Source organism: Mesorhizobium sp. P2_B5 (assembly GCF_056404775.1).
Genome location: NZ_JBFUDJ010000006.1, coordinates 170,802 through 197,672, shown reverse-complemented (window position 1 = coordinate 197,672; position 26,871 = coordinate 170,802). Strand labels below are relative to the sequence as shown.

Annotated in this window: 25 protein-coding genes; 7 read left to right on the top strand and 18 right to left on the bottom strand. The window is 61.2% G+C overall.

From position 1 onward, the window contains the following. Positions 1–121 precede the first annotated feature (121 nt). Positions 122–733, top strand: a complete 612-nt coding sequence (locus AC1D1N_RS20935) for a class I SAM-dependent methyltransferase (RefSeq protein ID WP_436259140.1) — start codon at positions 122–124, stop codon at positions 731–733. Positions 734–1,066: 333 nt separating this feature from the next. Here the strand turns inward: AC1D1N_RS20935 and AC1D1N_RS20930 are convergent, their stop codons facing one another. From AC1D1N_RS20930 to AC1D1N_RS20905, 6 genes are all read right to left on the bottom strand, one after another. Next, positions 1,067–1,834, bottom strand: coding sequence for a YbaY family lipoprotein (locus AC1D1N_RS20930; protein WP_436259139.1), 768 nt, complete (start codon positions 1,832–1,834; stop codon positions 1,067–1,069). Between the two features lie 86 nt (positions 1,835–1,920). Then, a complete protein-coding gene (locus AC1D1N_RS20925) occupies positions 1,921–2,397 on the bottom strand; it encodes a molybdenum cofactor biosynthesis protein MoaE (protein WP_477350735.1) in 477 nt (158 codons plus the stop codon). Between the two features lie 4 nt (positions 2,398–2,401). Further along, positions 2,402–2,659: a molybdopterin converting factor subunit 1 gene (gene moaD, locus AC1D1N_RS20920; protein WP_112560833.1), complete on the bottom strand. Its 258-nt coding sequence runs from the start codon at positions 2,657–2,659 to the stop codon at positions 2,402–2,404. A 1-nt stretch (position 2,660) separates the two neighbouring features. After that, on the bottom strand, positions 2,661–3,257 hold the full coding sequence (gene pgsA, locus AC1D1N_RS20915; RefSeq protein ID WP_023673449.1) for a CDP-diacylglycerol--glycerol-3-phosphate 3-phosphatidyltransferase: 597 nt from the start codon (positions 3,255–3,257) through the stop codon (positions 2,661–2,663). Positions 3,258–3,357: 100 nt separating this feature from the next. Continuing rightward, positions 3,358–5,436, bottom strand: a complete 2,079-nt coding sequence (gene uvrC / locus AC1D1N_RS20910; RefSeq protein WP_477350733.1) for an excinuclease ABC subunit UvrC — start codon at positions 5,434–5,436, stop codon at positions 3,358–3,360. Beyond that, positions 5,433–6,197 carry an SDR family oxidoreductase gene (locus AC1D1N_RS20905; protein ID WP_477350731.1) on the bottom strand — a complete coding sequence of 255 codons (765 nt, stop codon included), beginning with the start codon at positions 6,195–6,197 and terminating at the stop codon, positions 5,433–5,435. Before AC1D1N_RS20905 ends, uvrC begins: the two co-directional genes overlap by 4 nt. 412 nt (positions 6,198–6,609) lie before the next feature. On the opposite strand from AC1D1N_RS20905, the gene AC1D1N_RS20900 reads away from it, so the two are divergent. Next, positions 6,610–7,260: an outer membrane protein gene (locus AC1D1N_RS20900; protein WP_112560830.1), complete on the top strand. Its 651-nt coding sequence runs from the start codon at positions 6,610–6,612 to the stop codon at positions 7,258–7,260. Positions 7,261–7,389: 129 nt separating this feature from the next. Here the strand turns inward: AC1D1N_RS20900 and AC1D1N_RS20895 are convergent, their stop codons facing one another. Further along, on the bottom strand, positions 7,390–7,986 hold the full coding sequence (locus AC1D1N_RS20895) for a glutathione S-transferase family protein (protein WP_477350728.1): 597 nt from the start codon (positions 7,984–7,986) through the stop codon (positions 7,390–7,392). A 256-nt stretch (positions 7,987–8,242) separates the two neighbouring features. On the opposite strand from AC1D1N_RS20895, the gene AC1D1N_RS20890 reads away from it, so the two are divergent. Next, positions 8,243–9,115 (top strand): hypothetical protein, encoded by an 873-nt coding sequence (locus tag AC1D1N_RS20890; protein ID WP_436259135.1) that lies wholly within the window; start codon positions 8,243–8,245, stop codon positions 9,113–9,115. A gap of 251 nt (positions 9,116–9,366) precedes the next feature. On the opposite strand, the gene AC1D1N_RS20885 is transcribed toward AC1D1N_RS20890, so the two are convergent. After that, the gene (locus AC1D1N_RS20885) at positions 9,367–9,897 is read right to left on the bottom strand and encodes a DinB family protein (RefSeq protein ID WP_352585119.1); all 531 of its coding nucleotides are present in this window, start codon (positions 9,895–9,897) and stop codon (positions 9,367–9,369) included. Positions 9,898–9,959: 62 nt separating this feature from the next. Here AC1D1N_RS20885 and AC1D1N_RS20880 point away from each other — a divergent pair, with 62 nt between their 5' ends. Beyond that, the gene (locus AC1D1N_RS20880) at positions 9,960–10,586 is read left to right on the top strand and encodes a TetR/AcrR family transcriptional regulator (RefSeq protein ID WP_477350726.1); all 627 of its coding nucleotides are present in this window, start codon (positions 9,960–9,962) and stop codon (positions 10,584–10,586) included. A gap of 31 nt (positions 10,587–10,617) precedes the next feature. Here AC1D1N_RS20880 and AC1D1N_RS20875 read toward each other — a convergent pair whose 3' ends face one another. From AC1D1N_RS20875 to AC1D1N_RS20850, 6 genes are all read right to left on the bottom strand, one after another. Further along, positions 10,618–11,454 carry an EamA family transporter gene (locus AC1D1N_RS20875; protein WP_436259133.1) on the bottom strand — a complete coding sequence of 279 codons (837 nt, stop codon included), beginning with the start codon at positions 11,452–11,454 and terminating at the stop codon, positions 10,618–10,620. Beyond that, positions 11,451–12,032, bottom strand: coding sequence for a TetR/AcrR family transcriptional regulator (locus AC1D1N_RS20870; RefSeq protein ID WP_436259132.1), 582 nt, complete (start codon positions 12,030–12,032; stop codon positions 11,451–11,453). Before AC1D1N_RS20870 ends, AC1D1N_RS20875 begins: the two co-directional genes overlap by 4 nt. Positions 12,033–12,160: 128 nt before the next feature. Beyond that, a complete protein-coding gene (locus AC1D1N_RS20865; RefSeq protein ID WP_112560824.1) occupies positions 12,161–12,613 on the bottom strand; it encodes a hypothetical protein in 453 nt (150 codons plus the stop codon). A 199-nt stretch (positions 12,614–12,812) separates the two neighbouring features. Next, positions 12,813–13,019 (bottom strand): VOC family protein, encoded by a 207-nt coding sequence (locus AC1D1N_RS20860; RefSeq protein ID WP_436259131.1) that lies wholly within the window; start codon positions 13,017–13,019, stop codon positions 12,813–12,815. Between the two features lie 49 nt (positions 13,020–13,068). After that, complete coding sequence (locus AC1D1N_RS20855; protein WP_352585112.1) at positions 13,069–13,917, bottom strand: 23S rRNA (adenine(2030)-N(6))-methyltransferase RlmJ; 849 nt, start codon at positions 13,915–13,917, stop codon at positions 13,069–13,071. Between the two features lie 7 nt (positions 13,918–13,924). Beyond that, entirely contained in the window at positions 13,925–14,539 is a 615-nt protein-coding gene (locus AC1D1N_RS20850) for a hypothetical protein (protein ID WP_436259130.1), read from the bottom strand. A 1,214-nt stretch (positions 14,540–15,753) separates the two neighbouring features. Between AC1D1N_RS20850 and AC1D1N_RS20845 the strand changes: the two genes are divergently transcribed. Next, the gene (locus tag AC1D1N_RS20845) at positions 15,754–16,791 is read left to right on the top strand and encodes a UDP-glucuronic acid decarboxylase family protein (protein WP_477350722.1); all 1,038 of its coding nucleotides are present in this window, start codon (positions 15,754–15,756) and stop codon (positions 16,789–16,791) included. Next, on the top strand, positions 16,792–17,871 hold the full coding sequence (gene galE / locus AC1D1N_RS20840) for a UDP-glucose 4-epimerase GalE (RefSeq protein WP_436259128.1): 1,080 nt from the start codon (positions 16,792–16,794) through the stop codon (positions 17,869–17,871). Positions 17,872–18,059: 188 nt separating this feature from the next. Here galE and AC1D1N_RS20835 read toward each other — a convergent pair whose 3' ends face one another. From AC1D1N_RS20835 to AC1D1N_RS20825, 3 genes are all read right to left on the bottom strand, one after another. Further along, positions 18,060–18,626 (bottom strand): DUF995 domain-containing protein, encoded by a 567-nt coding sequence (locus AC1D1N_RS20835; protein ID WP_436259127.1) that lies wholly within the window; start codon positions 18,624–18,626, stop codon positions 18,060–18,062. A gap of 229 nt (positions 18,627–18,855) precedes the next feature. Next, positions 18,856–21,345, bottom strand: a complete 2,490-nt coding sequence (locus AC1D1N_RS20830) for a sulfatase-like hydrolase/transferase (protein ID WP_477350718.1) — start codon at positions 21,343–21,345, stop codon at positions 18,856–18,858. 262 nt (positions 21,346–21,607) lie between these two features. Beyond that, on the bottom strand, positions 21,608–22,126 hold the full coding sequence (locus tag AC1D1N_RS20825; protein ID WP_477350716.1) for a hypothetical protein: 519 nt from the start codon (positions 22,124–22,126) through the stop codon (positions 21,608–21,610). Positions 22,127–22,361: 235 nt separating this feature from the next. On the opposite strand from AC1D1N_RS20825, the gene AC1D1N_RS20820 reads away from it, so the two are divergent. Then, positions 22,362–25,043, top strand: a complete 2,682-nt coding sequence (locus AC1D1N_RS20820) for a DUF6212 domain-containing protein (RefSeq protein WP_477350714.1) — start codon at positions 22,362–22,364, stop codon at positions 25,041–25,043. A gap of 479 nt (positions 25,044–25,522) precedes the next feature. On the opposite strand, the gene AC1D1N_RS20815 is transcribed toward AC1D1N_RS20820, so the two are convergent. Then, complete coding sequence (locus AC1D1N_RS20815) at positions 25,523–26,536, bottom strand: glycosyltransferase family 2 protein (protein ID WP_477350712.1); 1,014 nt, start codon at positions 26,534–26,536, stop codon at positions 25,523–25,525. Between the last annotated feature and the right edge of the window lie 335 nt (positions 26,537–26,871).

Here is a 26,871-nt window from a genome sequence, read left to right as displayed (position 1 = left end):
GAATGCATGCAAAGGCCGGCGTTTCGCCGGCCTTTTTCATTGGCGTCGGACCTCGCTGCACTCCCCCCGAAGATCGGCCTGCGCTAAGGTCGGATCACGCACCAGCGGATCCGACCCGACCATGACCAGTGCCATCCCAGGTTTCTTCCAAGGCACCGAGATGCCGTCGAGCGGCTGGTGGGAGGCGCTGTGGCCGGATCCCGCCGGCGTGCTTGCGGCAACCGGGCTGAAGCCGGGCATGGAGGTGGTCGACCTCTGCTGCGGCGACGGCTGGTTCACGCTGCCGATCGCCGCCGTCGCCCGCCGTGTCATCGCCATCGATATCGATGCCGACCTGCTGGAGGCCGCGCAACGACGGCTGATCGGCGCCGGCGTAACCAATTGCGAATTTGTCGCCGGCGACGCCTACGAACTCGCGAGCCTGGTGTCCCGGCCAGTCGACTTCGTCTTCATGGCCAACGCCTTCCACGGCGTGCCCGACCGGCCGCGGCTGGCACGTGCCGTGCGCGAAGCGCTCGCCCCCGGCGGACATTTTGCCATCGTCAACTGGCACCAGCACCCGCGCGAGACGACCACGGTGATGGGCGAGCCGCGCGGCCCGCGAACCGAACTCAGGCTGTCGCCGCGACAGACCAGCGCGGATGTCGAAGCCGGCGGCCTGAAGCTTGTTAAACTGGTCGAGGTGCCGCCCTATCACTATGGGGCGCGGTTCGAGAAGGCGAAGCCGGTCTGAGCTCAACGAATGAGCGGCGTGTCCCAGAGGTCGCCGAGCAGCGTTTTCAGTTCCGTGAAACGCCGCGCCGCCAGTTGACCACTTTGGAGAGCATCACGCCTGTGGCGGCAAGGATAAGCGCGTGCTTTTTCATGTCTGGACTCCTTTTTGAGTGGCCAGATCGAGCCGCATTCGGTCTGGCGGCTTCGGTGAAGGGACATGTCCCTTTTGCCTACCCGCCATATGGGAAGTTAACGCTTCGCGCGGCCGGACTATTCCCGGCTGTCGCGTAATCCGGGTCGGAAAAGTCGCGAAGACGATTCCCACGCCGCCGCCACGCCCGGTCCGTCGACGTCAGCTTGCCGCGTTGAACCGCAGAATCTCGCGGCCGTCCTTGTCGGCGATGGTGAGCTTGCCAGCATCGATATGGTACGACGCCGCCTTGACCAACGCCTCGAACAGCGCCTTTTCCTCGGCCATCACCTCCGGCGCGCAGGCCTTGTAGGTCGAGCCGATGTCGCTGACGGCGATCGTCGAGCCCTCGACCTTGGCGGTGGCGAAATAGGCGTTGCAAGGGCCGCTGCCGCCGGCTTTGCCGGCTTCGCTGACCCTGAACGTCGCCTTCGGTTGCGCGATCACACCGATGCCGTCGATATATTCGACCAGCCAGCTCTGATCGAACAGCGAGGCGGAGGTCGGCGTGTCGCTGGGCGCCACCATTTTCAGCACGATGGTCTGCCGCGCATCGCTCAGCGGATCGACCTGATAGCGTGTGTCGGTGATGAACAGCAGCTTGTCGTCGGCGGTGATGCGCGCCTGCAGCGCGTAGGTCGTGTTGGGCCGGATCACCGTTGGATCGAAGCTGATCTCGAACTTGATCGGCACCTGGCCGGCCGGCGCCACCTTGCGTTCGCCGACAATGGCGGCCGGCGCATCGGCCAAAGACACATCGGCCAGCTGTACCGAAAGTACGGCGTTGGGCGGCAGCGCGATGCGCTCGCGATACATCACCTCGCCCTTCAGGGTTTTCTCGGCGGCAACAGACATTTCGGGAACGGCCAGCATGCCGACGACAAGCGGCACAAAACCGAAGACGAAGAATTCAGCGATCCTGTCCAGCATGCCCTTGCTCCCTTTTGCCAGATGCGATTTGGCTAGGCGAATGCGGTCAATGGAAGGCGGCTGCATGAAATTATTCCGGCTGCGGATCAGTCCGGCGGCGACTGTGTCCAGCGCGCCGCAGCCTGGTCGTCGGCGTCCTTGGCCTCGACCCAGCCGCCGTCGGTGCCGTCTAGGCGATGTTCCTTCTTCCAGAACGGCGCGCGCGATTTCAGGAAATCCATCAGGAAATTCGCCGCTTCAAACGCCGCCTGCCGGTGCGCGGAGGCCGCCACCACCAGCACGATGTTTTCGCCGGGTGCGATCTTGCCGTGGCGATGGATGACGGTGAGCCCTTGCAATGGCCAGCGTGCTATGGCGTCGGCGGCGATGCGGCCGATCTCGGCTTCGGCCATGCCGGGATAGTGTTCGAGCTCGAGTGCCGACAGCTGGCCTTGCTCGTCACGGCAGAGGCCTTGGAAAGACACCACGGCGCCGATGTCGGCGCGGCCCTGCGTCAGCCTGGTGATCTCGGTGGCAACGTCGAAATCCTCGCGCTGGATGCGCACCATCGGCACACCGGACATGGTGTCAGCCCCCGGTCATCGGCGGAAACAGCGCGATCTCGCGCGCGCCGGCGACCTTTTCCCGATGCTCGACATGTTCCTGGTTGATGGCGACGCGGATCACGTCGGGATATTGCAGCGCGTGCTCATACTCCTCGCCACGGGATTTCAGCCAGCGCAAGAGGTCGGCCACCGTCTCGATGCCGGCGGGCAATTCGACGTCTTCCTCAGGCTTGCCGATCCGTTCGCGCACCCAGGCAAAATAGATGAGCCGCGTGGTCATCTCACTCGTCCATGATGTGCTTGAGGCCGGCGCGGAAATAGTCGTAGCCGGTGTAGAGCGTGACCAATGCGGCGATCCACAACAGCACCAGCCCGGTCTGCGTGGTCAGCGGGAAGATCTTGTCGCCGGCAGGGCCGGCAAGCAGGAAGGCGATGGCGACCATCTGGATGGCGGTCTTCCATTTGGCGAGCTGGGTCACCGGCACCGAGACTTTCAGCGCCGCCAGATATTCGCGCAGGCCCGAGACCAGGATCTCGCGGCACAGGATGATGATCGCCGCCCACAGCGACCAGCCGGCGATGCCGGCGTGGCGGTCGGTGTCGGCGGCCAAGAGCAGCAGGCAGGTGGCGACCAGCAATTTGTCGGCTATCGGATCGAGCATCTTGCCGATGTTGGAGGTCTGCTGCCAGGCGCGCGCCAGATAGCCGTCGAGATAATCGGTGATGGAGGCCAGCAGGAAGATGATCAGCGCCGACCAGCGGGCGAAGTCGCTCGATTTCAGGTGCCCTTCGAGAAAAAAGCACAGCACCACCAGCGGCACCGCGACGATGCGGGCGTAGGTGAGCATGTTGGGCAGGTTGAACGCGCGCTTGGCCATATCGGGGGGACTCTTTCTGCCTGCGTACTCAAATCAGAACCGGATGTAGGGGGTCAACAGCCGAGATTCGATTGGCCAGACGAAAATAGCACCTCGGCGGTCAGCTTTCGTGGAAATGGTTGTAGACCAGTTTCGCCACCTGCTCGGAAATGCCGTCGACCTTGACCAGATCCTCGACCGCCGCACGGCTGACCGCCTTGGCGGTGCCGAAGGCGAGCAGCAAGGCGCGCTTGCGGCCGGGACCGATGCCGGCGATCTCGTCCAGCGGGCTCTTGACCAATTCCTTCTTGCGCCGCGCGCGATGCGAACCGATGGCAAAGCGGTGGACCTCGTCGCGCAGCCGCTGGACGAAATAGAGCACGGGGTCACGCACCGGGAGCGAAAACGAGTCCCTGCCCTTGACGAAGAAGCGTTCGCGGCCGGCATCGCGGTCCTGGCCCTTGGCGATGCCGATCGCGACGACCCGGTCCTCGATGCCGAGATCGGCGAGGATCTTGCGCACCGCACTCATCTGGCCCTGGCCGCCATCGATCAGGATGACGTCGGGCCAGGCCGGGAAACTGCCGGAAATGTCGTCCTCGATATCGTCGGCCGCCTCGCCTGCGGCCGCATCGTCGGCCACAGCGACATCGCCATGCTCCTTCAGCAGCCTTGAAAAACGCCGCTCCATCACCTCGCGCATCATGCCGAAGTCGTCGCCGGGGGTGATCTCGGTCGAGCGGATGTTGAATTTCCGGTACTGGTTCTTCACGAAACCTTCCGGCCCGGCGACGACCATGGCGCCGACGGCGTTGGTGCCCATAATGTGCGAATTGTCGTAGACCTCGATGCGCACGGGCGGCTTCGGCAAGCCGAAGGTCTCGGCAAAGCCGGCGAGCAGCCTGCCTTGCGTCGAGGTTTCGGCCAGCCGGCGGCCGAGCGCCTCGCGGGCATTTTGCAGCGCGTTGTCGGTCAAATCCTTCTTCTCGCCGCGCTGCGGCACCGAGATCGACACTTTGCGGCCGGCGCGGGTGGAAAGCGCCTCGGCCAGCAGTTCCTGGTCCTGGACGGCTCGGGACAGAAGAATGTTCCGCGGCGTCGGCTTGTCGTCATAGAACTGCGCCAGGAACGAGCCCAGCACTTCCGCCCCCTCCAGCGCCGGATCGGCCTTGGGGAAATAGGCGCGATTGCCCCAGTTCTGGCCGGTGCGGAAGAAGAACACCTGGATGCAGACCTGGCCGCCCTCCTGGTGGATGGCGAAGACATCGGCCTCATCGACCGTTGCCGGGTTGATTCCCTGATGGCTCTGCACATGCGACAGCGCCGCTAGCCGGTCGCGATAGATGGCGGCGCGCTCGAAATCGAGCTCCTGCGACGCCTGTTGCATGGCTTCAGAGATCTCGGTCTTCACCTTCTGGCTGCGGCCGGACAGAAAATCCTTCGCCTCGGCGACCAGCTCGGCATAGTCACTATGCGAGATCTCGCCGGTGCAAGGACCGGCGCAGCGCTTGATCTGGTAGAGCAGGCACGGCCGCGTGCGGTTCTCGTAGAACGAGTTGGTGCAGCTTCTGAGCAGGAAGGCGCGCTGCAGCGAATTGATGGTGCGCCCGACGGCGCCGGCCGAGGCAAACGGGCCGAAATAGTCGCCCTTGCGCGAGCGCGCACCGCGATGCTTGTAGATACCGGGCGAGACATGATCGCCGGTCAACAGGATGTAAGGGAACGATTTGTCGTCCCGCATCAACACATTGAATCGCGGCCGCAAGCGCTTGATAAGATTGGCTTCGAGCAGCAGCGCTTCGATCTCGGTGCGGGTGACGACGAACTCCATCGTCGCCGTTTCGCGCACCATGCGGCCGATGCGGGCGGTATGGAACCGGCCTTGCGCGTAGTTGGTCACCCGCTTCTTCAGGCTGCGCGCCTTGCCGACATAAAGCACGTCGCCGGCGGCGTTCATCATGCGGTAGACGCCGGGCGCATTGGGCAGTCGCTTGACCAGCGTCTGGATGACCTCGGCGCCGACCATGCCGTCGGCGTCGCCGGCATGCGGCGCCCAGTCTATCGCGGTGAAGGCGACATCGGGCCCGGCGGCCTCGGGCTCGACGATCTCCTCGGCCGCCTCGTCCTCGAGGTCGATGTCGGGCGGCATATCGTCAGCGGCGCCGGCGCGCGTCTTGTGTTTCTGGTCTGCGGGACTCATTCCACCATGCCTGTCACATCCGGCGTCTGCCATGCAAGATGCTGGCCGCCGTCGAGCGCGATCATCTGGCCGGTCACCGAGCGCGCCTCCCAGAGATAGCGGATGGTGGCGCCGAATTCGGCCAGTTTCGGGCCGCGCTTCAGGATCAGGCCGTCGACCTGCTTGTCGAAATCGTGATCTTCCTGGCGCGCATTCTTCAGCGTCGGACCGGGGCCGATGGCGTTGACGCGGATGCGCGGACCGAGCGCCTGCGCCAGCATCTCAGTCTGCGTCCACAGAGCCGACTTCGACAGCGCGTAGGAGAAATAGCGCGGCGTCGGCCGCCAGACGCGCTGGTCGATGATGTTGACGATCAGCCCCTCCTGCCCATGCGGCAAGGCACGGGCGAAGTTCTGTGCCAGCAGCGCCGGCGTCTTCACATGGATGGCGAAGTGGCGGTCCCATGCCACCCAATCGAAATCTTCGACGCTGTCGTCAACGAAGAGCGAGGCATTGTTGACCAGAAGCGTGACCGGACCGAGCGCGGCCTCGGCGCGGCCGACGAGATCGCCGACGGCGGCCATGTCGGTCAGGTCGGCGGCAACCACGGCGGCGCGGCCGCCCTCGCCCCTGATGCGCGCGGCCAGCGCGTCAGCCTCGGCGCCCGATCGGTTGGCATGGATGGCGACGGCAAAGCCATGCGCGGCCAGATCCTCAACGATCGCCTTGCCGATCCGCTTTGCCCCGCCCGTCACCAGCGCCACACCTGTGGCTTCGATCATCTGTCAATCCTCAATCTGCGCCCCAATTCCGCTAGCCGGCACATTGTGACGCGTCCAGGGGTTAAATGCCGTTTCCACCTGGGGCAGGAATGTGGCGAAACGGCTTTTTCAGCGCCTGGACCCGTCCGGATTCGGGCCGGCAGGACCGCAATATAGGACGCTGGACTCCTTGCACCAAGCCGAGTGCAGTGCAGCATCGCAAGCTTGCTGACATTTCGCTGTTGCGAAGATGCAACGTCAAGCTTCAGCCTCATTCGCGCCGGGGAATGACCCATTTTCAGGTTCGCTGCCGCCGCATTTTGACACGACATTCGGAACCGTTGAGTGCCAGATCCGTTTCATCCCCCGGACGGGTTGATGGCGTTCAAGACAAACAAGCCTACGTGTCTTGTGGCTTAAGGAGTAAACAACAATGCAAGCCAATCTCAAATTCGCGCCAATCGCGGTCGCGCTCGGGCTCTTCGCCCTCAGCGGCACTGCTTTTGCCGCTGACGTCGTCTCGGAAGAGCCCCCGGCACCTGCCCCGATCGCCGAACTTCCCGTCGCTTCCTGGGCCGGCCCCTACGCCGGTATCAGCGCCGGCTACGGTTTCAGCGGTCATGCCAAGGTCCACGACGGCGGCCCCGACATCAAGACCAAGGGCTTTGTCGGCGGCGTTTTCGGCGGCTACCAGTGGCAGCAGGAGAACTTCGTGTACGGTGCTGAAGCCGATCTCGGCTACAACGGCGTCAAGGGTGACAGCGGCGGCGTCAATTCCAAGGGCGGCTTCGAAGGCTCGCTGCGCGCCCGTCTCGGCTATGCTGTGACCCCCGAAATCCTGCTCTACGGCACCGGCGGCGGCGCCCTGAAGAACCAGAAGGTCTCGAGCCCCCTGGGCAGCGACGACAACACCATGCTCGGCTGGACGGCCGGCGTCGGCACCGACATCAAGATCACCGACAATGTGTTCGGCCGTGTCGAGTACCGCTACACCGACTTCGGTTCCAAGAGCTTCGACAGTGTCGGCACCAAGGTCAAGGAAAGCGACAACCGCGTCACCTTCGGCGTCGGTATGAAGTTCTAACTGTCGTTCAAGCCACGACACAAGAAAGCCGGGCCTCGCGCCCGGCTTTTTTTGTAGTTCTTGCATTCTCCCCTCATCCGACCTCGCTTCGCGAGGCCACCTTCCCCCGGCAGGGGGAAAGGGGTCCCCTCACGCCGGCACGGACCCCTTCAGCTCCGGAAACTTCTCGTCGAAGCGCGCCGCCCAGCGGGTCAGCCGGCCGCGGCCCTTTTCCCATTTGCCGGCGAAACGCAGCGAGAGGTAGCCGAGGCAGGCGCGCAGCGCCAGCTGGCCGAGCGTGATCTTCTTCGGCAGTTTCGGCGGATTGGCGTTGAGGAGGTCGAGTGCGGCGGTGATCTTCGTCCACTGGCGATCGAGCCAGGGCTGATAGACCATCTCGTCGGGCCGCGTGCGCCGCTCATAAACCATCGACAGCGCGCAATCGCAGATGCCGTCGGCCAGCGCCTCCAGCACTTCGGCATCGAGCCGCTTGTCGGCATTGCGCGGCAACAACAGATTCTTCGATGCGCGGTTGAGGTGCTGGGTGATGGCGCGGCTGTCGTGGATCGAGCGGCCGTCGTCGAGCACCAGCACCGGAATCTTGCCGAGCGGATTGGCCGATATCAATTCGGCCGGCTTGTCCTCGGTCTTGATTGGCACCAGATCAACAGCGATGCCGGCATAGAGTGCCGCCATGCGCACCTTGGAGCTGTAGGGGGATGAGGACGCGTAGAGCAGCTTCGGCATGATCGGTTCCCTGTTTTTGCAGACAGTGAGTTTCTACCGATCGACGTCTACAGGCAAATGCCAGCGGAAGAAAAACTGGCCTCCAGAGGAACAGTTATCGACAGTGTGGTCTGCTCAGGGCAACAAAAAAGCCCCACCGGACTTCGCCGTGAGGCGAAGTCCTGGGAGCTGCGAAAGATAGAGTACGTTCGCCCCTCTGTTCGTGCCCTTAACACCAGGACGGAGGGCGCGGCGTATCCAAGGCGCCCGCCCTCATATGTCCCGGCATCGTCCCCGGCGCGCGAAGAAACGCGATTACTTTTTCGCGGCCTTCGCAGGCGCTGCCTTCTTGGCAGGCGCTGCCTTCTTCACGGCTGCGGTAGACTTCGCAGCGGCGGCCTTGGCCGGAGCCTTGGCAGGTGCCTTCTTCGCGGCGGGTTTCGCCGCAGCCTTGGCAGCCGGCTTCTTGGCAGGTACCGCCTTCTTTGCCGGTGCAGCCTTGGCCTTGGCCGGTGCTGCCTTCTTCACTGCGGGTTTCGCCGCAGCCTTCGCAGCCGGCTTCTTAGCCGGTGCCGCCTTTGCCTTGGGCGCTGCCGCCTTCGGCTTGGCAGCAGGTGCTGCCTTCTTCACTGCAGTTGCCGCTTTCGCCGCCACTGCCTTTACTGGTGCTTTCTTTGCCGGTGCCTTGGATGCCGGCGCTTTGGATGACGTCTTAGCCATGCGATGCCCCTTGCGTTTGTGCCGTTGGCCGTTAGTGACCCGGCGAGCCTATGCATATCTGACTCGCGCGTGTCTAGCCAGCGAAGCATTACGCAGATTAAATTTCGGTTACGCCGAGAGCATGTCCGCGATGGTCGACGGCGAAAGCGGCAAAGATTCTTCGCGCGTCACAGCAAACTTTTGCAGAAGAATTTCTGAGCGTTGCGACTCATGCGATCTTCTCGTCAAGCTCACAGTCTCTTGCGGCGGCGTCGATCGCGCGTGGTCATCGGTAGCTTGTCGGGTTGCGAAAACCGTCGAATTCCCTCGACTGATCTTGCTTGATCAAGGCGACAACAAAAACAGCACGAAACTATATGTGAGCTTCTTGCTCGCATTTATTTTGAGCGAGATGTGGACACCTGAACCGGCGAACGATTCGGATCCGTGACGAAGCGGAAACCTGAAGCCGGCGGGACAGCACCCCCCTCTGCCCTGGCGGGCATCTCCCCCGCAAGGAGGAGATTGGATGTCGCGTCGGCCTTCGCCAATCAACCTGCGTCGCAAGAATGAGCGAGGCGCCGAGGTTGCTGATCTCCCACCTTGCGAGGGAGATGGCCGGCAGGCCAGAGGGGGGTGTGGCGGATCACTACGTCTGTCCGGCGTAGCCGCACTTCCCTTGGATTGTAAGGCTTTCAGGCCCTACACCCCAACGGGCTCACGTATCACCTGCAATCGCCGCGAGGGCTCTGTCTGGTGGAGGTGGACGGCAAACGTATCCCATGGCGGTGTGACGCCAATCTGCACCAGGATCCGCCCGATCTCACCGCGATGGTAGCCGCCATGGGTGACGACATGGGTCAGCATTTCCTCGCGCGACATCATCGCCCTGTCGCCGTCGGTGAAGACAAAGGGCACAGGCTGCGACAGAAGTTCTGTCGGCACAGCGTCCAGATAGTCGAGATACCAGCGGTCCATCGCAGCGATATCGGCGCCGAGTTCATCGAGCGACGGCGTGGTCTCGGTGTTGTCGGACGCGTAGCCATGACGCGTGCCGGAAAGATGCGCCGAAAATATTCTCGACACGACGAGATTGTGGTTGAGCAGACGGATCGCAGCATGACGTTCCTTCGCATGCTTCTGCTGATCCAGGCTCGCGAGCTTCTCAAGCAACTCGCCATTGGCCCAGGCTTGATAGACGAAGAGACTGCGAAGCAGATCCAGCGCGCTCATGGATCGTATCCTTTCCAAAAAATGTGAGTATGTTGTCCATATTCTTGGCTGATGGAGCGGACATGTCTACTCGCATTGCAAAGTCGCGCTCGCGCATGCGCAAGCAGCCGCGCCAGGCGCGTTCGCGCGCAACTGTCGAAGCGATCATCGAAGCCGGTGCTCATGTTCTGAGCGCGCTCGGCTGGGCCGGCTTCACCACCAACAAGGTGGCCGAAGCCGCCGGTGTCAGCATCGGCTCGCTCTATCAATATTTTCCCGACAAGCTGTCGCTGGTCGAGGCAATTCGTCGGCGACATTTTGACCAAGTGTTGTCGGTGATCGCCGAATCAGCAGAAGGCGACAAGCCGCTCAAGCGATTCGCGCAGGAGTTGGTGCGCGGCATGATCGAGGCGCACAGCGCCCATCCGACCCTGCATCAGGTGCTGCTCGACGAGGCGCCGGGCGATCGCGGCTCGCGCGCCGCTCATGCCTCGTTCCAGTCGCGCTATCTCGACCACTATACGGCGGCGGTGGCACAGTATCGCCGGCGTAGGAAGGACAATGAGACCGTGGCGCGGGTGCTGTCCTCGGCGGTCGAAGGCGTCATCCACAATGCAGCGCGGCGAGACATGCTCGATGCCCCGGAGTTGCAGAAACAACTTGTCGAGCTGATCTGCGCTTACATCTCCGGTGCGGGCCGCAGCGCATGAACAGGATAGCGCGATCGAGATCGCTTGCCGCTCACGGCTGATAGCCCAGGCAGATGGCGCCAAGCGCGACGACGGCGCAGGCACTGATGCGCCGCGGCGTCAGTTGCTCGCCGAGGAAGAGCCGACCGATGAAGGCGGCAAAGACAACGCTGGTTTCGCGGATGGCGGTGATGGGGCCGGCCGGGCCGAGAGCGAAAGCGGCGACCACGACGGCATAAGCAAGCAGCGCGAACAAGCCACCGGCGAGAGCCTTACGTGTTTCGGGCGCGCTGAAGTTGACGACAAGCCTGCCGCGCAGGACGATGAAGGTCGCCGGCAGCAAGGCGCCGTAGATCAGCAGCACCCAGGCGGTGTAGGCGCCGCTGTCGCCCGCCACGCGAACGCCGATGGCGTCGACCGTCGCGTAGGCCGCGATGATCGCGCCGGTCGCCAGTGCGCAAAGGATCGAGGTCGTCGATGCCCTGCCCCTGCCGAGCGACAGGCCCATGATGCCGCAGGCGACCAGCGTGACGCCGACGATCTCGGGCCTTGTGAGATGCTGGCCGGCCAGCACGAAACCGCCGAGTGTAACCAGCAGCGGCACGCTGCCGCGCACGATCGGATAAACCTGCCCCAGTTCGCCATAGCGGTAGGCGGCGACCAGGAACACGCTGTAGCCGACCTGGAGGCCGGCCGAGAGCGCGACATAGGGCCAGGCGCCGGTCGTGGGAAGCTCATGGTAAAGCGCCATTGGAATGGCGATGAGCGTGCTCGAAAAGCTCATGACGGTGACCGTCCATAGCCTGTCGGCTCCGGTCCGCAGGAAGGCGTTCCAGCCGGCGTGCAGAATGGCCGCGAACAGCGCGAGCGCAATGACCGTCGCGCTCATTGCGCTGTACGCGCGCTGGCTATGACGGCATCGGCCGCCTTGCGGGCGCTATCGATGGCGGCTTCGGCCTCGCCCATCTGCGCCATCAGCGTCGCGCCCTCGATCAGCATCAGCAGCGCCGCCGCAGCGCCCTCGGCCCGCTTTGACGGCATCACCGCCTCGAGGATCGCCTGCATGCGCCGCTTGAGGCCGTTCTTCTGCCTGGCAACGGCCTGGAACACCGGATGGGCGGGATCGCCGAACTCGGCCAGTGCATGCGCGAACAGGCAGCCGTGGAAATCAGGACTGCTGAACCAGCGCTCATGCCAGTCCAAGATTTTGGCGATCTTGCGCTCCGGCGTGGCGACCTCTTGCGCAAGCTGGTCGAGCTGACGCTCGAAACGCCGGGCGCGATAGTCGAGCACCTCGACGATCAGTTCGTCCTTGCTCGGAAAGTGGCGATACATCGTCATCTTCGCCACATCGGCCTCGGCAATGATGCGGTCGATGCCGGTGGCATGGAAGCCGGCGCGCTTGAACAGGGTGTAGGCTGTTTCGACGACGTGCTGGCGTTTGTCGATCGCAGGCGATGGCGTCATGGTCTTCCACCAGTAGTGAGACAGGTCTGTCTCGTTTTTATGAGACCGATCAGGCCGGCTGTCAAGACGCCAAACGAAAACGCCTGCGGATCTCGCCGCAGGCGTTAAGGTGGAGAAAGGTACTGCTCTCAGCGCAGGACGCGGCAGCGGCCGTTGTAGACCATCCAGCGGTCGAAGCCCGAGACGCAGAATTCGACATTGTCGCCGATCGAGGCAAAACCCTGGCCTTCCTCGATCAGGTACCAGATGGTGCGGGCACGGCCATCGGAGAGGCTGACGGTGGCGCCGCAATAGCGGCGGCCGATCGGCCATTCTTCGCTTGCCGGCAGATAGCGATGCTGGTGAATGCGCTGGAAATCGGTGATCGAGACATCAGGCAGATGCGGCACGTGATGCACCTGATAAGAGAAGCGGCTGGAGATCTTGTTCAGCACCCAGGCCTGCCCACAGACGCCGCTGTCCTCGTCGGAATAGACGGAAAGATCGGCGGCCTGCGCTGCCTTGGTGATGCCAAGGGGTGCGGCCAGCGGCGTGCAAAGCGAAATCAGGGCAGCAAGAGCGGATTTGGCAAAGCGAGTCATGGCAGCCTCTCAAAGGTCGATTGCGCGCACTGTGCGGATTCGGCGGCGCGCGGTCAAGCGGTCGTGCGGACGATGGTTTGCGGCTTCGCGGCTGGTTTTGCCGGTGCGAAGCCGTCAAACCACCGTCATGAGCCTTTGAAGAACCCGCCTTCCCTATATCTGGGAAAGCGGGCTGCCATGGTCGGCGCTCTGTCCCGCTTCAGCCCTGCTTCGCGTCGCCCTGCGGCACCGCGGCCGGGTCCATCCACATCGCCTCCCAGATGTGACCGTCAGGGTCGGCCAGGCTACGATTGTACATGAAGCCATAATCCTGCTGGGCATTGATGTCGGCCGTGCCGCCATGTTTCGCCGCCGCCTCGTTCATCGCATCGACCGCCGCGCGGCTGTCGCAGGACACGGCAAGCATGACTTCGCTGGAGGTTGCGGGCGCATGCGGCGCCCGCAGAGAAGCGTTGCTATTCCCCGGCCAGCCATTCCAGCGACCAGTGCGCCGGCTTTTCGACCGCCAGCAGTCTGTGCAGAGCCGGCAGCACGATGCGCAGGTCGCGCTCCAGCGTGAAGGGTGGGTTGACCACCACCATGCCGCTGCCGTCGAGGCTCGGCTCCCGCGACGCAGGCCGGATCTCGAACTCGATGTCGAGCAGCTTCGCGACGCCGGATTGCTTGAGAGCCTTGCGGAAGGCGATAATCGCCTTGCGGTCCTTGATCGGATACCACAGCGCATAGATGCCACCCGGCCAGCGCTTGTGCGCTCTTTGCATCCCGTCGACGAGGCGGTCGAATTCGCCGGCTTCCTCGAAGGGCGGATCGATAAGGACCAGCCCACGCTTTTCCTTCGGCGGCAGATGCGCGCCGAGGGCCAGCCAGCCGTCGAGTTCGATGACCCTCGTCTGGAAATCGCCGGCAAACAAGGTCTTCAGCCTGGCGGCATCATCGCCATGCAGTTCGATTGCCGACAGCCGATCCTGCTTGCGCATGAGATGGCGGGCGATGAGTGGTGAGCCCGGATATTTCCTCACGCCACCATCGGGATTGAGCGAACGCACGGCTTCGAGATAGGGGGCAAGCAGCGCAGCCGCCGATTTGTCCAACGGGGCGTCGATCAGGCGGCCGATGCCGCCCTGCCATTCGCCGGTCTTTTGCGCTTCCGTCGACGACAGATCATAACGGCCAATGCCGGCATGAGTGTCGATGACACGGAACGCCTTGTCCTTCTGCTTTAGATAGTCGAGCAGAAGGCTGAGCACGACATGCTTGACGACATCGGCGAAATTTCCGGCGTGATAGGCGTGACGGTAATTCATGCCGCGCTCATTTCGAGGAGCCCCTGCCCCAGCGCGGCGGCGGCGGCTTCGAGTTGGGGTTGTCCGGCCGGCTGCCGCCGAAACGCAACGATAGCAGGAAGCCGATCAGGCCGACGGCAATCAACCCATAGCCGACCGGCCGGGCGCGGCCGTCGATCTCGCCGGTACCGGCGCGCAGCACCAGGTCCACCGCCCGCATCGGGATATCATCGGCATCGCCCGGGCCGACGGTGAAGAGATAGGAGCCGGGGCTGACGGTCGCGATCACGCCGGCCTCGTCGCGAAAGATCTTGTCGGGCAGTTGCGGGCTGACCTGGCGCGGATTGTCTGAGTGGTTGAACTGCAGCGTCGAGGCGAGCACCGTCTTGCCACCGGTAGCCGCGGTCAACGTCAAGATAGTGCGTTGCTGCGAGACGATGCGCTCGGCCCGCGCTGTCAGGTCGACCAGGACCCTGACCGGCGCGTCGCTTGACGAGAGCGCCACCGTCACCGGCTTGAAGCGGCCCTGCTCATAGACCCTGTAGCTGCCGACCTCATGGCCGGAGAAATTCGTCATCGCCCAGGGATAGACGACGCCGACGGCGATACCGGCGAGCAGGATCAGGAAGAAGAGAAAGCGCATTGAGAATAACCCGAGTGTTCGACCAGCTTGCCAATAGCGCTCCAAGGATCAAAAGGCGATGGCCTGCGCAGCGAGCCTCGTCCGTCCAAGACAAAGATAATAGCCAAATGAATGTTTGCGCGGATTTGGCCAAGCGAGTTGCCCGCCGTCCAATTGCATCGGCGTCATGGCCGCGTCGCAACACTAAAGGATTTCTACCTATGCGCTCATAAGCCATCGCTAATATCTATATAAATGGATAGTGCCAGGACCTTCCACGATTTTGATTATTGAGAGGCATATTGTGCCCGAGGGGGTTTCGATCCCAAAAATCTACAAGAAGCAAGATGGCGCATATTTCAAGCCGAAATGTCTTTGATATAGACATTCGTGCATAGAGTCACATCAATGAGTTTCATTGTAACTATAATCGCGCACAAAACTTCCGCAATTAACGAGTCAGTACTGTTTGACGCTCACTGTATCATAGAATATCACTTTGGTAACCTGAATATCTGGCCATGAAATAAAGAGGGCGAACGTGCCTTATCCAACCGACGGGGTGAACCTAAACCCCTACATTGAGAACGCCACGAACATTTCTGGCCCGAGCCGTTTCGGGGGCGCCGGTCGCATTTTTTTCTAAGAATTTGCGGACGAAGCGTAGTGTTATCATATTCTTGATATTTCATAAATCGAAATATTTTCAAATATACGATGCGCTATATAGAGCCAGTGCGAGCTTTCGACTGGGCGTTTTCGTTCTATATCTGACATTTCTTTGTCATATTTGTCACTTTTTGCTTTCGCAAATCCATTAATATTATCATTTTCTACCGGTATATTGCCATTTTTCGATCGTCGCTCGAGTTGAAGCGGCAGACGCTGCCGACCTCATGATTAACCACTCCCCAACGATTACGGTTAAGGATTTGCTAATTTAGTTGACTATGATTTCCACAGGTATATTTTTGATACGTTGGGATATGCAATTTGGGCGAGCAATGGGCGATGGTGGCACCAGACGCGTAACCGCGATTTCGGGGCGTAATCGAATGCTGAACGGCAACCAATAGCCGCATAGCGTCGCCCAGCGAACTCAGAAAGCAGTCAACAGACATCAGGAGTGACGATTCCGCAGAGGCGGAGGGTTTGCGACGTCCGCAGGGGCGTGGCCGGGCAACGCTATGTCCGGGCGGTAGCGTGCGCAGTGCGTAAGGGCGAAGGGGTGGAGTATGGGTAGAACTGTCAACGTTCTGAAACTCGAGTCCGGGAACAGCCGAAGGCGCGCTAACATCAATCGGGGCCGCGCCCTGGTTGCCGGCGGGGCAGGATTTCTGGGTTCGCATCTGTGCGAGCGTCTTTTGCTGGATGGATACGACGTTGTCGTGCTGGACAATTTCCACACCGGCAAAAGGTACAATCTCAATGCCATCCTGCGCAATCCGCGATTTACGTGCATCGAGCACGACATTGTCGACGCACTGCCTTCGGATCTTCAGGTCGATGAAATCTACAACCTCGCCTGCCCGGCCTCCCCGCCGCATTACCAGGCTGATCCGATCCATACGTTCAAGACAAGCGTGCTTGGTTCGCTGAACCTGCTCGAACTCGCGCGCCGGAACAATGCCAAGATATTTCAGGCTTCGACGTCCGAGGTCTATGGCGACCCCTTGGTGCATCCGCAGCCGGAAGCCTACTTCGGCAACGTCAATCCGCACGGTCCGCGATCCTGCTATGACGAGGGCAAGCGTTCGGCCGAGACGCTGTTCTTCGATTATTCGAGAATGTACGGCCTCGATATCCGCGTCGCGCGGATCTTCAACACCTATGGCCGCCGCATGCAGCCGGACGATGGCCGCGTCGTGTCGAACTTCATCGTCCAGGCTTTGCGCGGTGACGATCTGACCGTCTACGGCAGCGGCCAGCAGACACGTTCATTCTGCTACGCGGACGACCTGATCGAAGGCTTCATCCGGCTGATGAACGCACCGAGCGCGCCGCAGCACCCGGTCAATCTCGGCAACCCTGCCGAATTCACCATTCTGGACCTGGCGACGCAGGTGATCGAATACACCAACTCGCGGTCGAAGATCGTGCATCGGCCGCTGCCCGTCGACGATCCCAAACAGCGCAAGCCGGACATCTCCTTTGCCCGGGAGAATCTTGGCTGGGAGCCAAAGATCAGCCTGAGCCAGGGGCTTGCGCATACCACGGCGTATTTTGACGCCCTGCTCTACTCGAGCCGGCCCGTCAAAGAAGCAGCGATGTAAATGAGCCGCCCGGCAATCCTGGTAACGGGTGGGGCCGGTTACATCGGCAGCCACACCTGCAAGCTGTTGTCGGCTGCCGGCTACCTGCCCGTCGTTTTCGACAATCTAAGCCGCGGCAACGAGAGATCGGTTGCCTGGGGGCCGCTTGTCGTCGGCAATATCCGGGACCGGACAGTGCTGCAGCAGGCGATCAGGACCTATCAGCCGAAGGCGATAATCCACTTTGCAGCGCTGGCCTATGTTGGCGAGTCTGTTCATGAGCCCGCGGAATATTATTCGACCAATGTGTCGGGTACCATCGCGGTGCTGGATGCGGCGCGCGCAAGCTCGATCGAAAACATCATCTTCTCAAGCAGCTGCGCAACCTACGGCGTGCCCGAAACATTGCCCATTCGCGAGACCTCGGCGCAAAATCCAATCAGCCCTTATGGGCGGACCAAGCTGATGGGCGAGCAGATCATCAGGGACTATGCCTCCGCCTATGGAATGAAATATGCGATCCTGCGCTACTTCAACGCTTGCGGCGCCGATCCGGAGGGCGAGCTGGGCGAATGGCATACGCCGGAAACGCACCTGATCCCGCGAGTGCTCATGGCCGCATCCGGCACGATCGACGAGATCGAGATTTTCGGCGCGGACTACGACACGTCGGATGGCACCTGCGTGCGCGACTACATCCATGTCAGCGATCTGGCCCGCGCGCATCTGAGGGCTCTCATGCATCTCGAGGCGGGTGGCGAAAGCCTGTCTGTCAATCTCGGCACCGGACGCGGGGTTTCGATCAAGGAGATTCTCCAGGCGGTCACCCGGATGACGTCAAAATCGGTTCCCGCGGTCTTCAGGCCCCGGCGCCCGGGAGACCCGGCAGAGCTCTACGCCGACCCGGCCGGCGCACGCGAACACCTGGGTTTCATGCCGGAACTTTCCGACATCGATACGATCGTCAGGACAGCCGCCCCATTCTTCGGACTGGGGGCCGCCGCGTCCACAATTCCGATGCCGACGGCGAAGCGCAGCCGGTCAACTACGCCAGACATGTCAAATGCATCGGAAAGCAATACCAGCTCGCAAAGCTGGTAGTCGTCCCGTTTGTTGTGTGTCGGGACGTGGGCTCGCTGAGGTGGGTGAGGGCTTCTCAGCGAGCCTTTGATAAAGCCGGCCCTGGAAATCGTGGAGCGCGCTCTCACGACGGAGCGCGTCAACGCGCTTATCCTTGTCTTCATGCATGCCGTTGTCCCAAAATCGCATGCGCACTTGGGCCGCATGCATCAACTCTTGGAATCGATCAGGCCACGGACCTTGTCAAACTGCGCGCCCTTTGTATCGCCTTCCTCGAATTTCCGTTGCTCGTCGGAAGGGTCTTCCAGAGAGTGCCTGAAGCTGTACCAGAGACCGTCCGGATCCTTGCGCTGCTCGAGGGTCCCACCCCGGATGCGGTGGCTGAAACACGTGCGAATCGGCGCTGCGGCGTAGGCCTTGGACCGCCAGATGAGATCCATGCACATCCTGCCATCGTTGCTCAGATGCCATCTGCCTTCGCCGACAGAAGCCGTGTCCTGCTCGGAGGTCCAGGCCCGGACCGGTCGATCCTTCTGTCCGAAATAGGCCGCTCCGTTATCCCATATCCACGTGCGGTCGGCATAAACAAGCTGAAGTTCGAAAGCCGTCGGGACGGCAACGGCATCTGCAGGTCCGCTGTCTTCGGCGTGCGCGGCCCCGCAAAGCGCCATCTGGCACCAAATGGCCAGGAGGGGCGCCAGGGAGACACGCCTGGCAAGTCGATGGCGCCTCGCCCCGCTGGCCGATTCAGATGGCAATCCGGTCTGGGTCGTCATGCCGAGCGATCGCATTCGATGTTTGCTTCCCAAGCGGGCATCGACCAGCCGAGCATACCGCAAGAACGCGCCCGGTCCGTCCTGCGCTGATAATTGGCTCCACGCCACAACCATCCGTATTTCGCATGCTATTGACTGCCGCGCGACGATGTCAACCGGGAGGGCCGACAGTGTCTGTCGCAGCGCGCACGGGCTGCAAATCGAGAGCGACGGTCAGGCACGCGGGACATTATACACATCCCTCGACGAAGGGGCCGCTAACCCATAGCGAGCCGTTGCTGTACATGGCGGTCCCGTTGTCGTCGGTGTAGCCGTGAGACTGCTCGTCGACATGCAGCCTGGTGTTTGGCACCAGCTGACCGTTCACCTTGATGCTCTTGATGAACAGGTTGCGATCACCTGGCTTGCCCTCTCCGCCCCACAGGTCGTTGACATAGCGAAGCTCGATCGTCTTCGGGTTCGGAACGCTGCTGAGATCGATGTGGAACGGCTTGGCCTCGGTTGACGCCTGCATCAGCTCCGCCACGGCGGCTTCGGGCGTCGATGCAACGCTTTCCTTGCCCGGGACGTCGATCTCGGCGACGGTCTTTCCGTCGACCAGGACGTCGAACCGAGGCGCGCCTTGGAGATCAATGCCGGCAGCGTCGATCTCCAGACTGGTGATGGAGCAACGTCCTGTGTCTTTCGCCGCGGCGGCCATCAGGTCGGCCACGCGCCGCCTCTGCGATTGCACCCATCCGGCGATGGGTTGCAGCAGCGCGTTTCGGTCGCCGGTATCGGCCGTGAAGAGGTTGGTTCGTTCACCGGAATCGGCCTTGAGGTCGTATTCCTCCACCTTGCCGGTGGTCGCGTTGAAGATGACCTTTCGATCGTTCTCGCGATAGCCGAACAGGAAACCGGCCCAGGGATTGAAGAAGAAGGTCTTGTTTGGCCGTTGCTCGCTGAACAGGCTGCGCCCCTGCCACTGCCTCGGCAGCGGAAGTCCAAGTATGTCGAAGATCGTCGGGGCGATATCGATGATGCCGCCGACCGGGTGCGCAACTTCGTCATGAAAGAGATACTTGTTGATCATGATGAGCGGGATGTGGATGTTTTCCTCGTAGATCGCGCTGGCATGAATATAGTCGCCATGCTCCCCGAACGCCTCGCCATGATCGCCCAATATGACCACGAGCGTCGAATCGAGCTTGCCAGACTGCTTGAGCGATTCAAGGATCTCGCCAAGCGCTGTATCGCCGACCTTCAGGGCGTTGAGATAAGCATTGAATTTCTGATCATCCGAGTAGTGGACCAGCGTGTCGCCGTCGGAGGAAGGCGCCATCTTCGAAAACATCGGGCTGTCGGTGATGTAGGGATAATGGGTCATCGCCGTGAACATTATGCCGAAGAAGGGTTTTCCCGCGTCCTTGTTCATCCAGTCGATGATCGATTGCGCCGTGCAAAGATCGCTGTTGTAGTCCATGTTCTTCCACTGCTCGGAGCTGAGCTTGAAAGTCGGGGTGCTGCATTTTTGCCCCCGGTAGTCCTGGATCACATCCAGCCCCTTGTTGAGCAGAAACTCATCGACCCGTTGGAACCGGGAATCCGCGCTCCAGAAAAACCCTGTGCGGAAATTGTTCTTGGACAGGGTGTTGGAGATCGTGTCCAGGGGCAGATATGGATACCTGGTGGTCATGCCATAGTATGAAATATCGTTATACATAGAGGTGAGCAGAGAAAACACCGAGTAATGCGTGGAAGGCGCGTGCGCATATATGTTGTCGAATCGTATGGAGTCCTTTGCGTAACTCTTGATATTTGGTGTGATCGGATACTTGCCGCCATACGTCTCGATGTATTTGGACGGCACCGACTCCATCATGAAAATCAGCACGTTCTTGATCGGGTTTGGCGTCGGCGCCTTGAAGGTCGACGTCTCCGGCGGACGCTCGCCGACGCTTGCGACATCCGGGTCATTGGTGTTGGCGTTCATTGCCAGCACGACCGGCGTTGGATTGAGCACGGCCGATTCAACAAAATACAGGATCGGATTGTTGATCTTGGCCGCCGGCAGCGCCTCCGCCCGCACGTGGTACCTGCTACCAGCGATGGCCGCGCCGACACACACAACGAGCACGCCCAGAAAGGCCCCGCAGCCAGCGGCGCTCAGCCGCTGGCACAAACTGGCCGCGGCATAGCCAAGGATGAGCACCAGAATGACGGACCCGGAAAGGGTCGCGAAGTCCTTTATGTTGAGCGCGTCGCCCATCGCGTTCCTGGCATCGGCATTCTGCAAGAAGTCGCCATAGACCAGCCACTGGAACGTGAACGGTTCGCCCAGCATCTTGACGAGATTGATGTTGGCAAATCCCCAGCTCAGAGAGATCACGACAGCAACATAGAAGAGGAAGACGACGATTACTGAGCCGAGACGGCTGGCCTTTGCCAGGAATAGCAGGATCAGGGTCACCACGGTCAGGGAGGTAACGACAATCAAGTCGTAGTAGCTCGATGCCAATCCCTTGGGGATGGCCCCCAAAAGGCCTGGAAACGTGGTTTGCGGATGAACGATTGCGCTGCGGTAGACACCCAAAAGCAGCCAGGACAACAGGCCCGTGCAAATGATCCGCAGGCTCCTGCGCCGGAAGCGCAAGTCCCTCGACGAAGCCGTCCCCGCCTTCGATTGCGTAAGGCCGCTCTCAGGTCGGCTCGCCGACCTCGTACCGCCGCCGATGCTCATACAACTACCCGCCGCCAGCTTGCGCTTCGGCGCAAACCACGGCCGATAGCGTTCAAACCCCCACCCGCAGAATCGGCTTGCGCTAAAAAAGAGTCAACAAAATCAAGTTTGCGTTAACCAAGTCTCTTGAGAACTGGTTAACCGAACGCATTGTGTTTTGGCCAAGTGAGCTGTTCAACCAACTGTGCACCGCCGTATGAATCGGCGACGGCGGGCGCTGTCGAGCACCCGCCGTCGTGATGTTTCAGTACTGCGTCAGCAATCAGCCGCCACGCAGACGCGTCGGGCTCAGGCTCGCGATTGTCATGCCCCGCTGTTGGGAAGGACACGTCGGCAGAAAGCGGCTCGCATCCGCGTATGTCATCTTCGCGATGGAGCTCTTCAGCCCCCCACGCTTGGCGATCCAGCCGCGAACCCAGCCAGGGTAGTTTTTCATCATGAAATTAGCGGCCACCTGATTGCCCCGCGCAGAAACGCCATATGGCAGGTGAAAGCCGAACGAAGCATTCTGCGTGATGCACACCTTGCTCTTGGGCATCGACAGATAAAGCGTGCAGGCCGAGTCACACGAACCGTTGAACCGCACAAAGGTGCCGCTGCGGCGCATTTTCAGCGCACGGATGGCATAGTCGATCACATAGCCACCGCGATCGCCACTGATCGTCTTGACGTTGGCCGTGCCAACACTGATGCGCGGTCGCAGCAATTCTCCCGCGGAGCTTGTTGGGACCAGTGCGCCCATCAAACCGAGCGCACCGAGAAACTTCATTATCGTTTTCATCTGCGCCTCCTGCTATGCCGTCAATGACTAGCTGGGAGCCGTAAAGATTGAATATTCTGTGTCGCTAAAGTTGTATCAGTCGATTGATTGTGCAGCCGTTTTAGGACCTGATTGACGATTTGGTTTACCAATGACGCAGAAGGATGATCACTGAAACGTAAACCCGTCGCGGGCATCATTGCAGATCGACTGTGCTGCGGAGCGCACTCGGCGGATTTGGATCAGAGGGAGTCGGATGGCCGTTGGTGGCAAGCAGCGGAGGCCGTCAAAGGAAGGCAAGCCTCGCCGCGTCTGCGTCGTGACAAATGCAATCGATCATGGGGGCGAAGACGGCGCCATGGCCGAACTGGCCAGGCTTTTCGCCGAAGATGGCGACGACGTCACCTTGCTGTGGGTTCCAGGCAGGGATGCTCCAGCGGAGGAGGCAGCGCGCCACCGCGACCTGGAGGCGGCCTCGGTGCGACTGGAAATTCTCGACAAATCCGATCAGTTGCTTCCTTCGCTGACGACGCCCGAGAGCCGGTCCGCCGCCGTGCTGCATTATCTCGAACGGTCCGGCCACGATCTGGTCTACGCGCCCCTTGAGGGCGGCTTGCCTTACTACACGCTGCTGGCGGTCGAGACTGCGGCCTTTGCCGCGCCGCCGATCGTGGTCGTCGCCCACGCTCCGGAAGAATGGGGACGTGAAGCCGACAAGGCGTTCATGGACAGCACCGAGGCGATTGCCGTCGCCTATATGGAGAAATACTGCGCCGAGATGGCGAACAGGACGATCTGTGTGTCGGCAGCCTTGCGACAGTGGATGTTGTCGAAGGGCTGGAAGGTGAAGAAGGCGATCGTGACGCCGATGTTGCCGTTGCAGGATCGTCTCGGTCCAGCCGGAGCGCGGCCGTCGATCGTGACGGGAAGCGCCGGAGAACTTGCTGTCTTGGCTGGGTGGCGCTTCCGCGATGGCCTGACGCTGCTTTGCGACGCGCTCGACATCATCGCGCCAACAGCGCCAAAAGAGCTGACGGTCACCGCATTCGGCCCATTCGGAAAGATCATGGGCGAGCATAGCGGTGGACTGCTTCTGAGACGAGCCGAGCGTTGGCCGTTCAAGCTCAACCTGTTGGCGCACGCAAGCCCCGCCGCAAAGCTCGACTACGTCGCGCGGACCGGCGCGCTTGCCGTCATCCCCGCCCGCGCCGCATCGACGGGCGGCACTGTTGCCGCATGTATCGAGGCGGGACTGCCTTTTGTTGCGACCAATGCCGACGCGAACGCCGAGAGCTGGAATGCAAAGGCGAGGCAACCGCGGCTGGTCGATCCTGACGCTGCCGCGTTGGCGCAGGCGATTTCGGCGGCGCTCAATGACCCGCCTCGCCCACTGCCTGTCGACAGCCTGCGCCAATCTCGGCAATCGTGGCTGGATACGCGCAATTTGCCGACACCGGCCAAGCGCAGGCGCGTCGACAAAAGTGTCGGGTCGTCACCACTGGTCTCCATTGTCATGGCCCATCGCAACCGGCCGCTCTATCTGAAACAGGCAATCGCGGCGATCGAGGCGCAAACCTACGATCACCTGGAGCTGGTTCTGGTCGACGACGGAAGCGACCTGGACGAAGCCAGGCGATTGCTGGATACGCTGGAACCCACCTTCCGTCAGCGCGGATGGAAGATCCTGCGCCGACCGCACGAGCATCTCGGCGCGGCGCGAAACGCCGGCATCCGCGCTTCGCAAGGCGAGCTGATCCTGTTCGTCGACGATGACAACGCGCTGTTTGCGGAGGCCGTCGATCATTTCGTGCGTGCGATGGCAACATCGGGCGCTGACATCTGCACTGCGTTCCAACTGATCTTCTACGAGGATTTGGTGCCCGAGCATCGCGCCGACGGGCTGATCCAGTACCTGCCACTGGGTGGTCCCGACGCGCTCGGTCTGATCCACAACGTCTACGGTGACGCGAATGCGATGATGCGCCGATCTGTGTTCTCGCAGATCGGGTTTCTGATCGAAAAGCCCGGCTACGCCATGCACGACTGGGAGTTCTTTGCGCGAGCCTCTCTCGCAGGTCTCAAGATCAGGACGATTCCAAAGCCGCTATACTGGTATCGCTCGAAACCGGATGGAATGTTTCGGACCTCGAACTGGTACGACAACCGGCTTCCCGTCCTGGAGGCGTTCAGGTCGAGCCAACCTGATGACGTCCGCCTGCTGCATCATTTGGCCGTCGCTCAGAACACGCACCGGTCCGAAATTGAAAGTGCCCGCGAAAACCTGAAATATATCCCCCGCAATCGAAAATATCTGGAGCTGTGCGACATCGAACCGAATAGCGATGCAGCCATAGAGAAGCTTGCGAGCATTGCTGTGTCGATCGGTCGCCCCGATACGGCTGCCATCTTGCTTGGACGCCCCGCCGCTACGCACCACAATGCCCCGTACCGTCCTGATGTCGGTGGCAGTTCGATCATCCTCGACTACGACATACTGAGGAGCGCACGGTTGCTTACATCGCGCGTCTCGGCTCTCCCGCTGCTGCTTGTCGCACCGGATGACGGCGGGTTGTTCTTGCGTCCGCATGCGGACGGCCCGGTCGCCGCATCGCTTGACCACCAATTTCCAGCCTTCTTCCGGAAGGTGGAAGCAATCGTTGAAATCGCTCATGCCGACGCGCCGGCGATAGATTTTGCTCTCGCCCTTGCTCGACCCGATCAAACCATAGATTGGCAACAGGACATCGGCGCGCAAACGATCGCCTTTTCAGGCTGGATGAGCATCGAAGACAGATTCGTGCGTCATCCCTTGGTGGCAGCGCTTCGCGCACGACGGAAGACCCCGCTTTCAATCGTTCTCGCCGTTCGTTTCACCGCAACGTCCAATGGTTTTCCGACCAATGCGTTCTTCCGCAAGCTGACACTGTTCAGCGACTAAACGTCGATCCAACCAGGCAAGGGAGATCCGAGCGCAAGGGAGGCCCGTTCATCAATCGCGCGCGTTAACCACGTTGGTGGAACCTTCCCAGAATGGTTGACAAAACGTTAACATATGCTAATATTTCAGTGGGTTGAAGTATGTGGGGTGTGTTATGCGTAGGATTCATTCGCTACTTTTGGGTGGACTTAGTCTGCTGGGGTTGAGCGTCGCTTTCACTGGCGCGGCGCAGGCCAGGACCGATGTTGGCGTCCAGGAAGCCGAGCTTGCATGCGAGCAGGCCCTCAAAACCGGCACCATCGAGGCGCTTGAGGACTATCTGCACCGTTACCCGAATGCTCCGTCAGCCTGCAAGGCGCTTGCTCTCAACAGTCTGTCCCAGTTTGGGCCGGAAGGTGGGGACGGAAACGCTGGTGATGGTGGCCACCGCTACGGCGGATAAGCATCGGCCGGATTTTTCCTTCAACAGTTCGGGTACATCAGGTGGCCTCGTCGATGCGCTGATGCGGTATGGCCAGGGTTGACACGAATCCGGCATAGCGATCCGAGGTTTTCATCCAGCCGAGTTCCACGAGTTGCGCGGCGTCTCCGCGATAGCGGACAGACCTATGGTTACGGAGCGCCAGTTTCGGATCGCGCTCCAGGGCTTCCATGTAGGCGGCGCGCTCCTCAAGCGTCTTTTCCTTGAGTTGCGCATTTTCACTCAGAGACGACGCTGATTTCTGGCGAAATCCCCAGACGAATTTGAAGTGCAGCAATGCGACGCGCAGTTCGCTGAATCGGACCTTGCTGATCGTGTGCTGTGCGACGTGATAATGCGTGCCCCGCCCCCATTTTACGATCGGCACCTTTGTCAGGCACGGGGGAAGGGTTTGCTTGAACCGGCCGTGCCAGAAGACCCGTTCCCTCACGCCACCGAACATCTGCTCCGGTGGATACATACCGTCGCGGGCGCGCAGCCACCCTGGCTCCGGGTCAAAGTAGGGTGAAGCTTCAACAAGCGGGATCGTGCCATCATAGCTGTATTCGGCCAACGGACCGTCGGCATACATGTCGATCATGGAGCCTATCACAGCGTCCGCGCCGGTCGAATCGAGATAGTTGCAAAGCTGCCGCAGGTTCGCTCGCTCAAAATCGGGATAGACGAGAAGCTCGTCAGCGTCGATCGAAAGGCACCAATGGCCGGTGCCGAACACATTCATGAGCGTGTTGATCCATCGCGGCGGATCGATGTTTTCAGAGAAATGCGATCCTTCCGTGTGGAAGCAGTGGCTGTCCGGCTGCTCCAGGATCAGTTCACGCGTCCCGTCCGTGGAACCATTGTCCAGGAAGAAGAACCGATCGACGCCGAGGCCGCGGTAATGGTCGAGAAGTTGCGGTAGCAGCGTCGCTTCGTTGCGCAGTCCGACAAAGCACAAGATCTCACCGTCAGTCACGTCAATCGGCCGGTCGTCCAGTCGGGCGAGATGTTTTGGGGATCGAAGTTCAACCATCCGAACGTCATCAAACCTGTTTACGCGAAAGGCAGGTGCGGTAAGGTGAGCCCCGCGAGACGATTATCAAAGTATTATCCAACTGTTGGCAAGACTGTTTCGAGCGAAGCGGGCTGACAAGGGGGACTCATTGAGCGTTGGTTCCAAGGCAGGCGCTATGCCCAAGGGCAAGCGACAGGCAAGCCAGAAGCCTCGCAATGTGTGTGTCGTTTCGGAGGTTGAGTTCGGCTCGACGGTGACTGGCGATCACGGGTCGGTGACTTACGCACTGGCGCAGCATCTGGCGGGAACCGGTGACACCGTGACGCTGCTTTGGGCGCCGAGCCCGCTCGGCA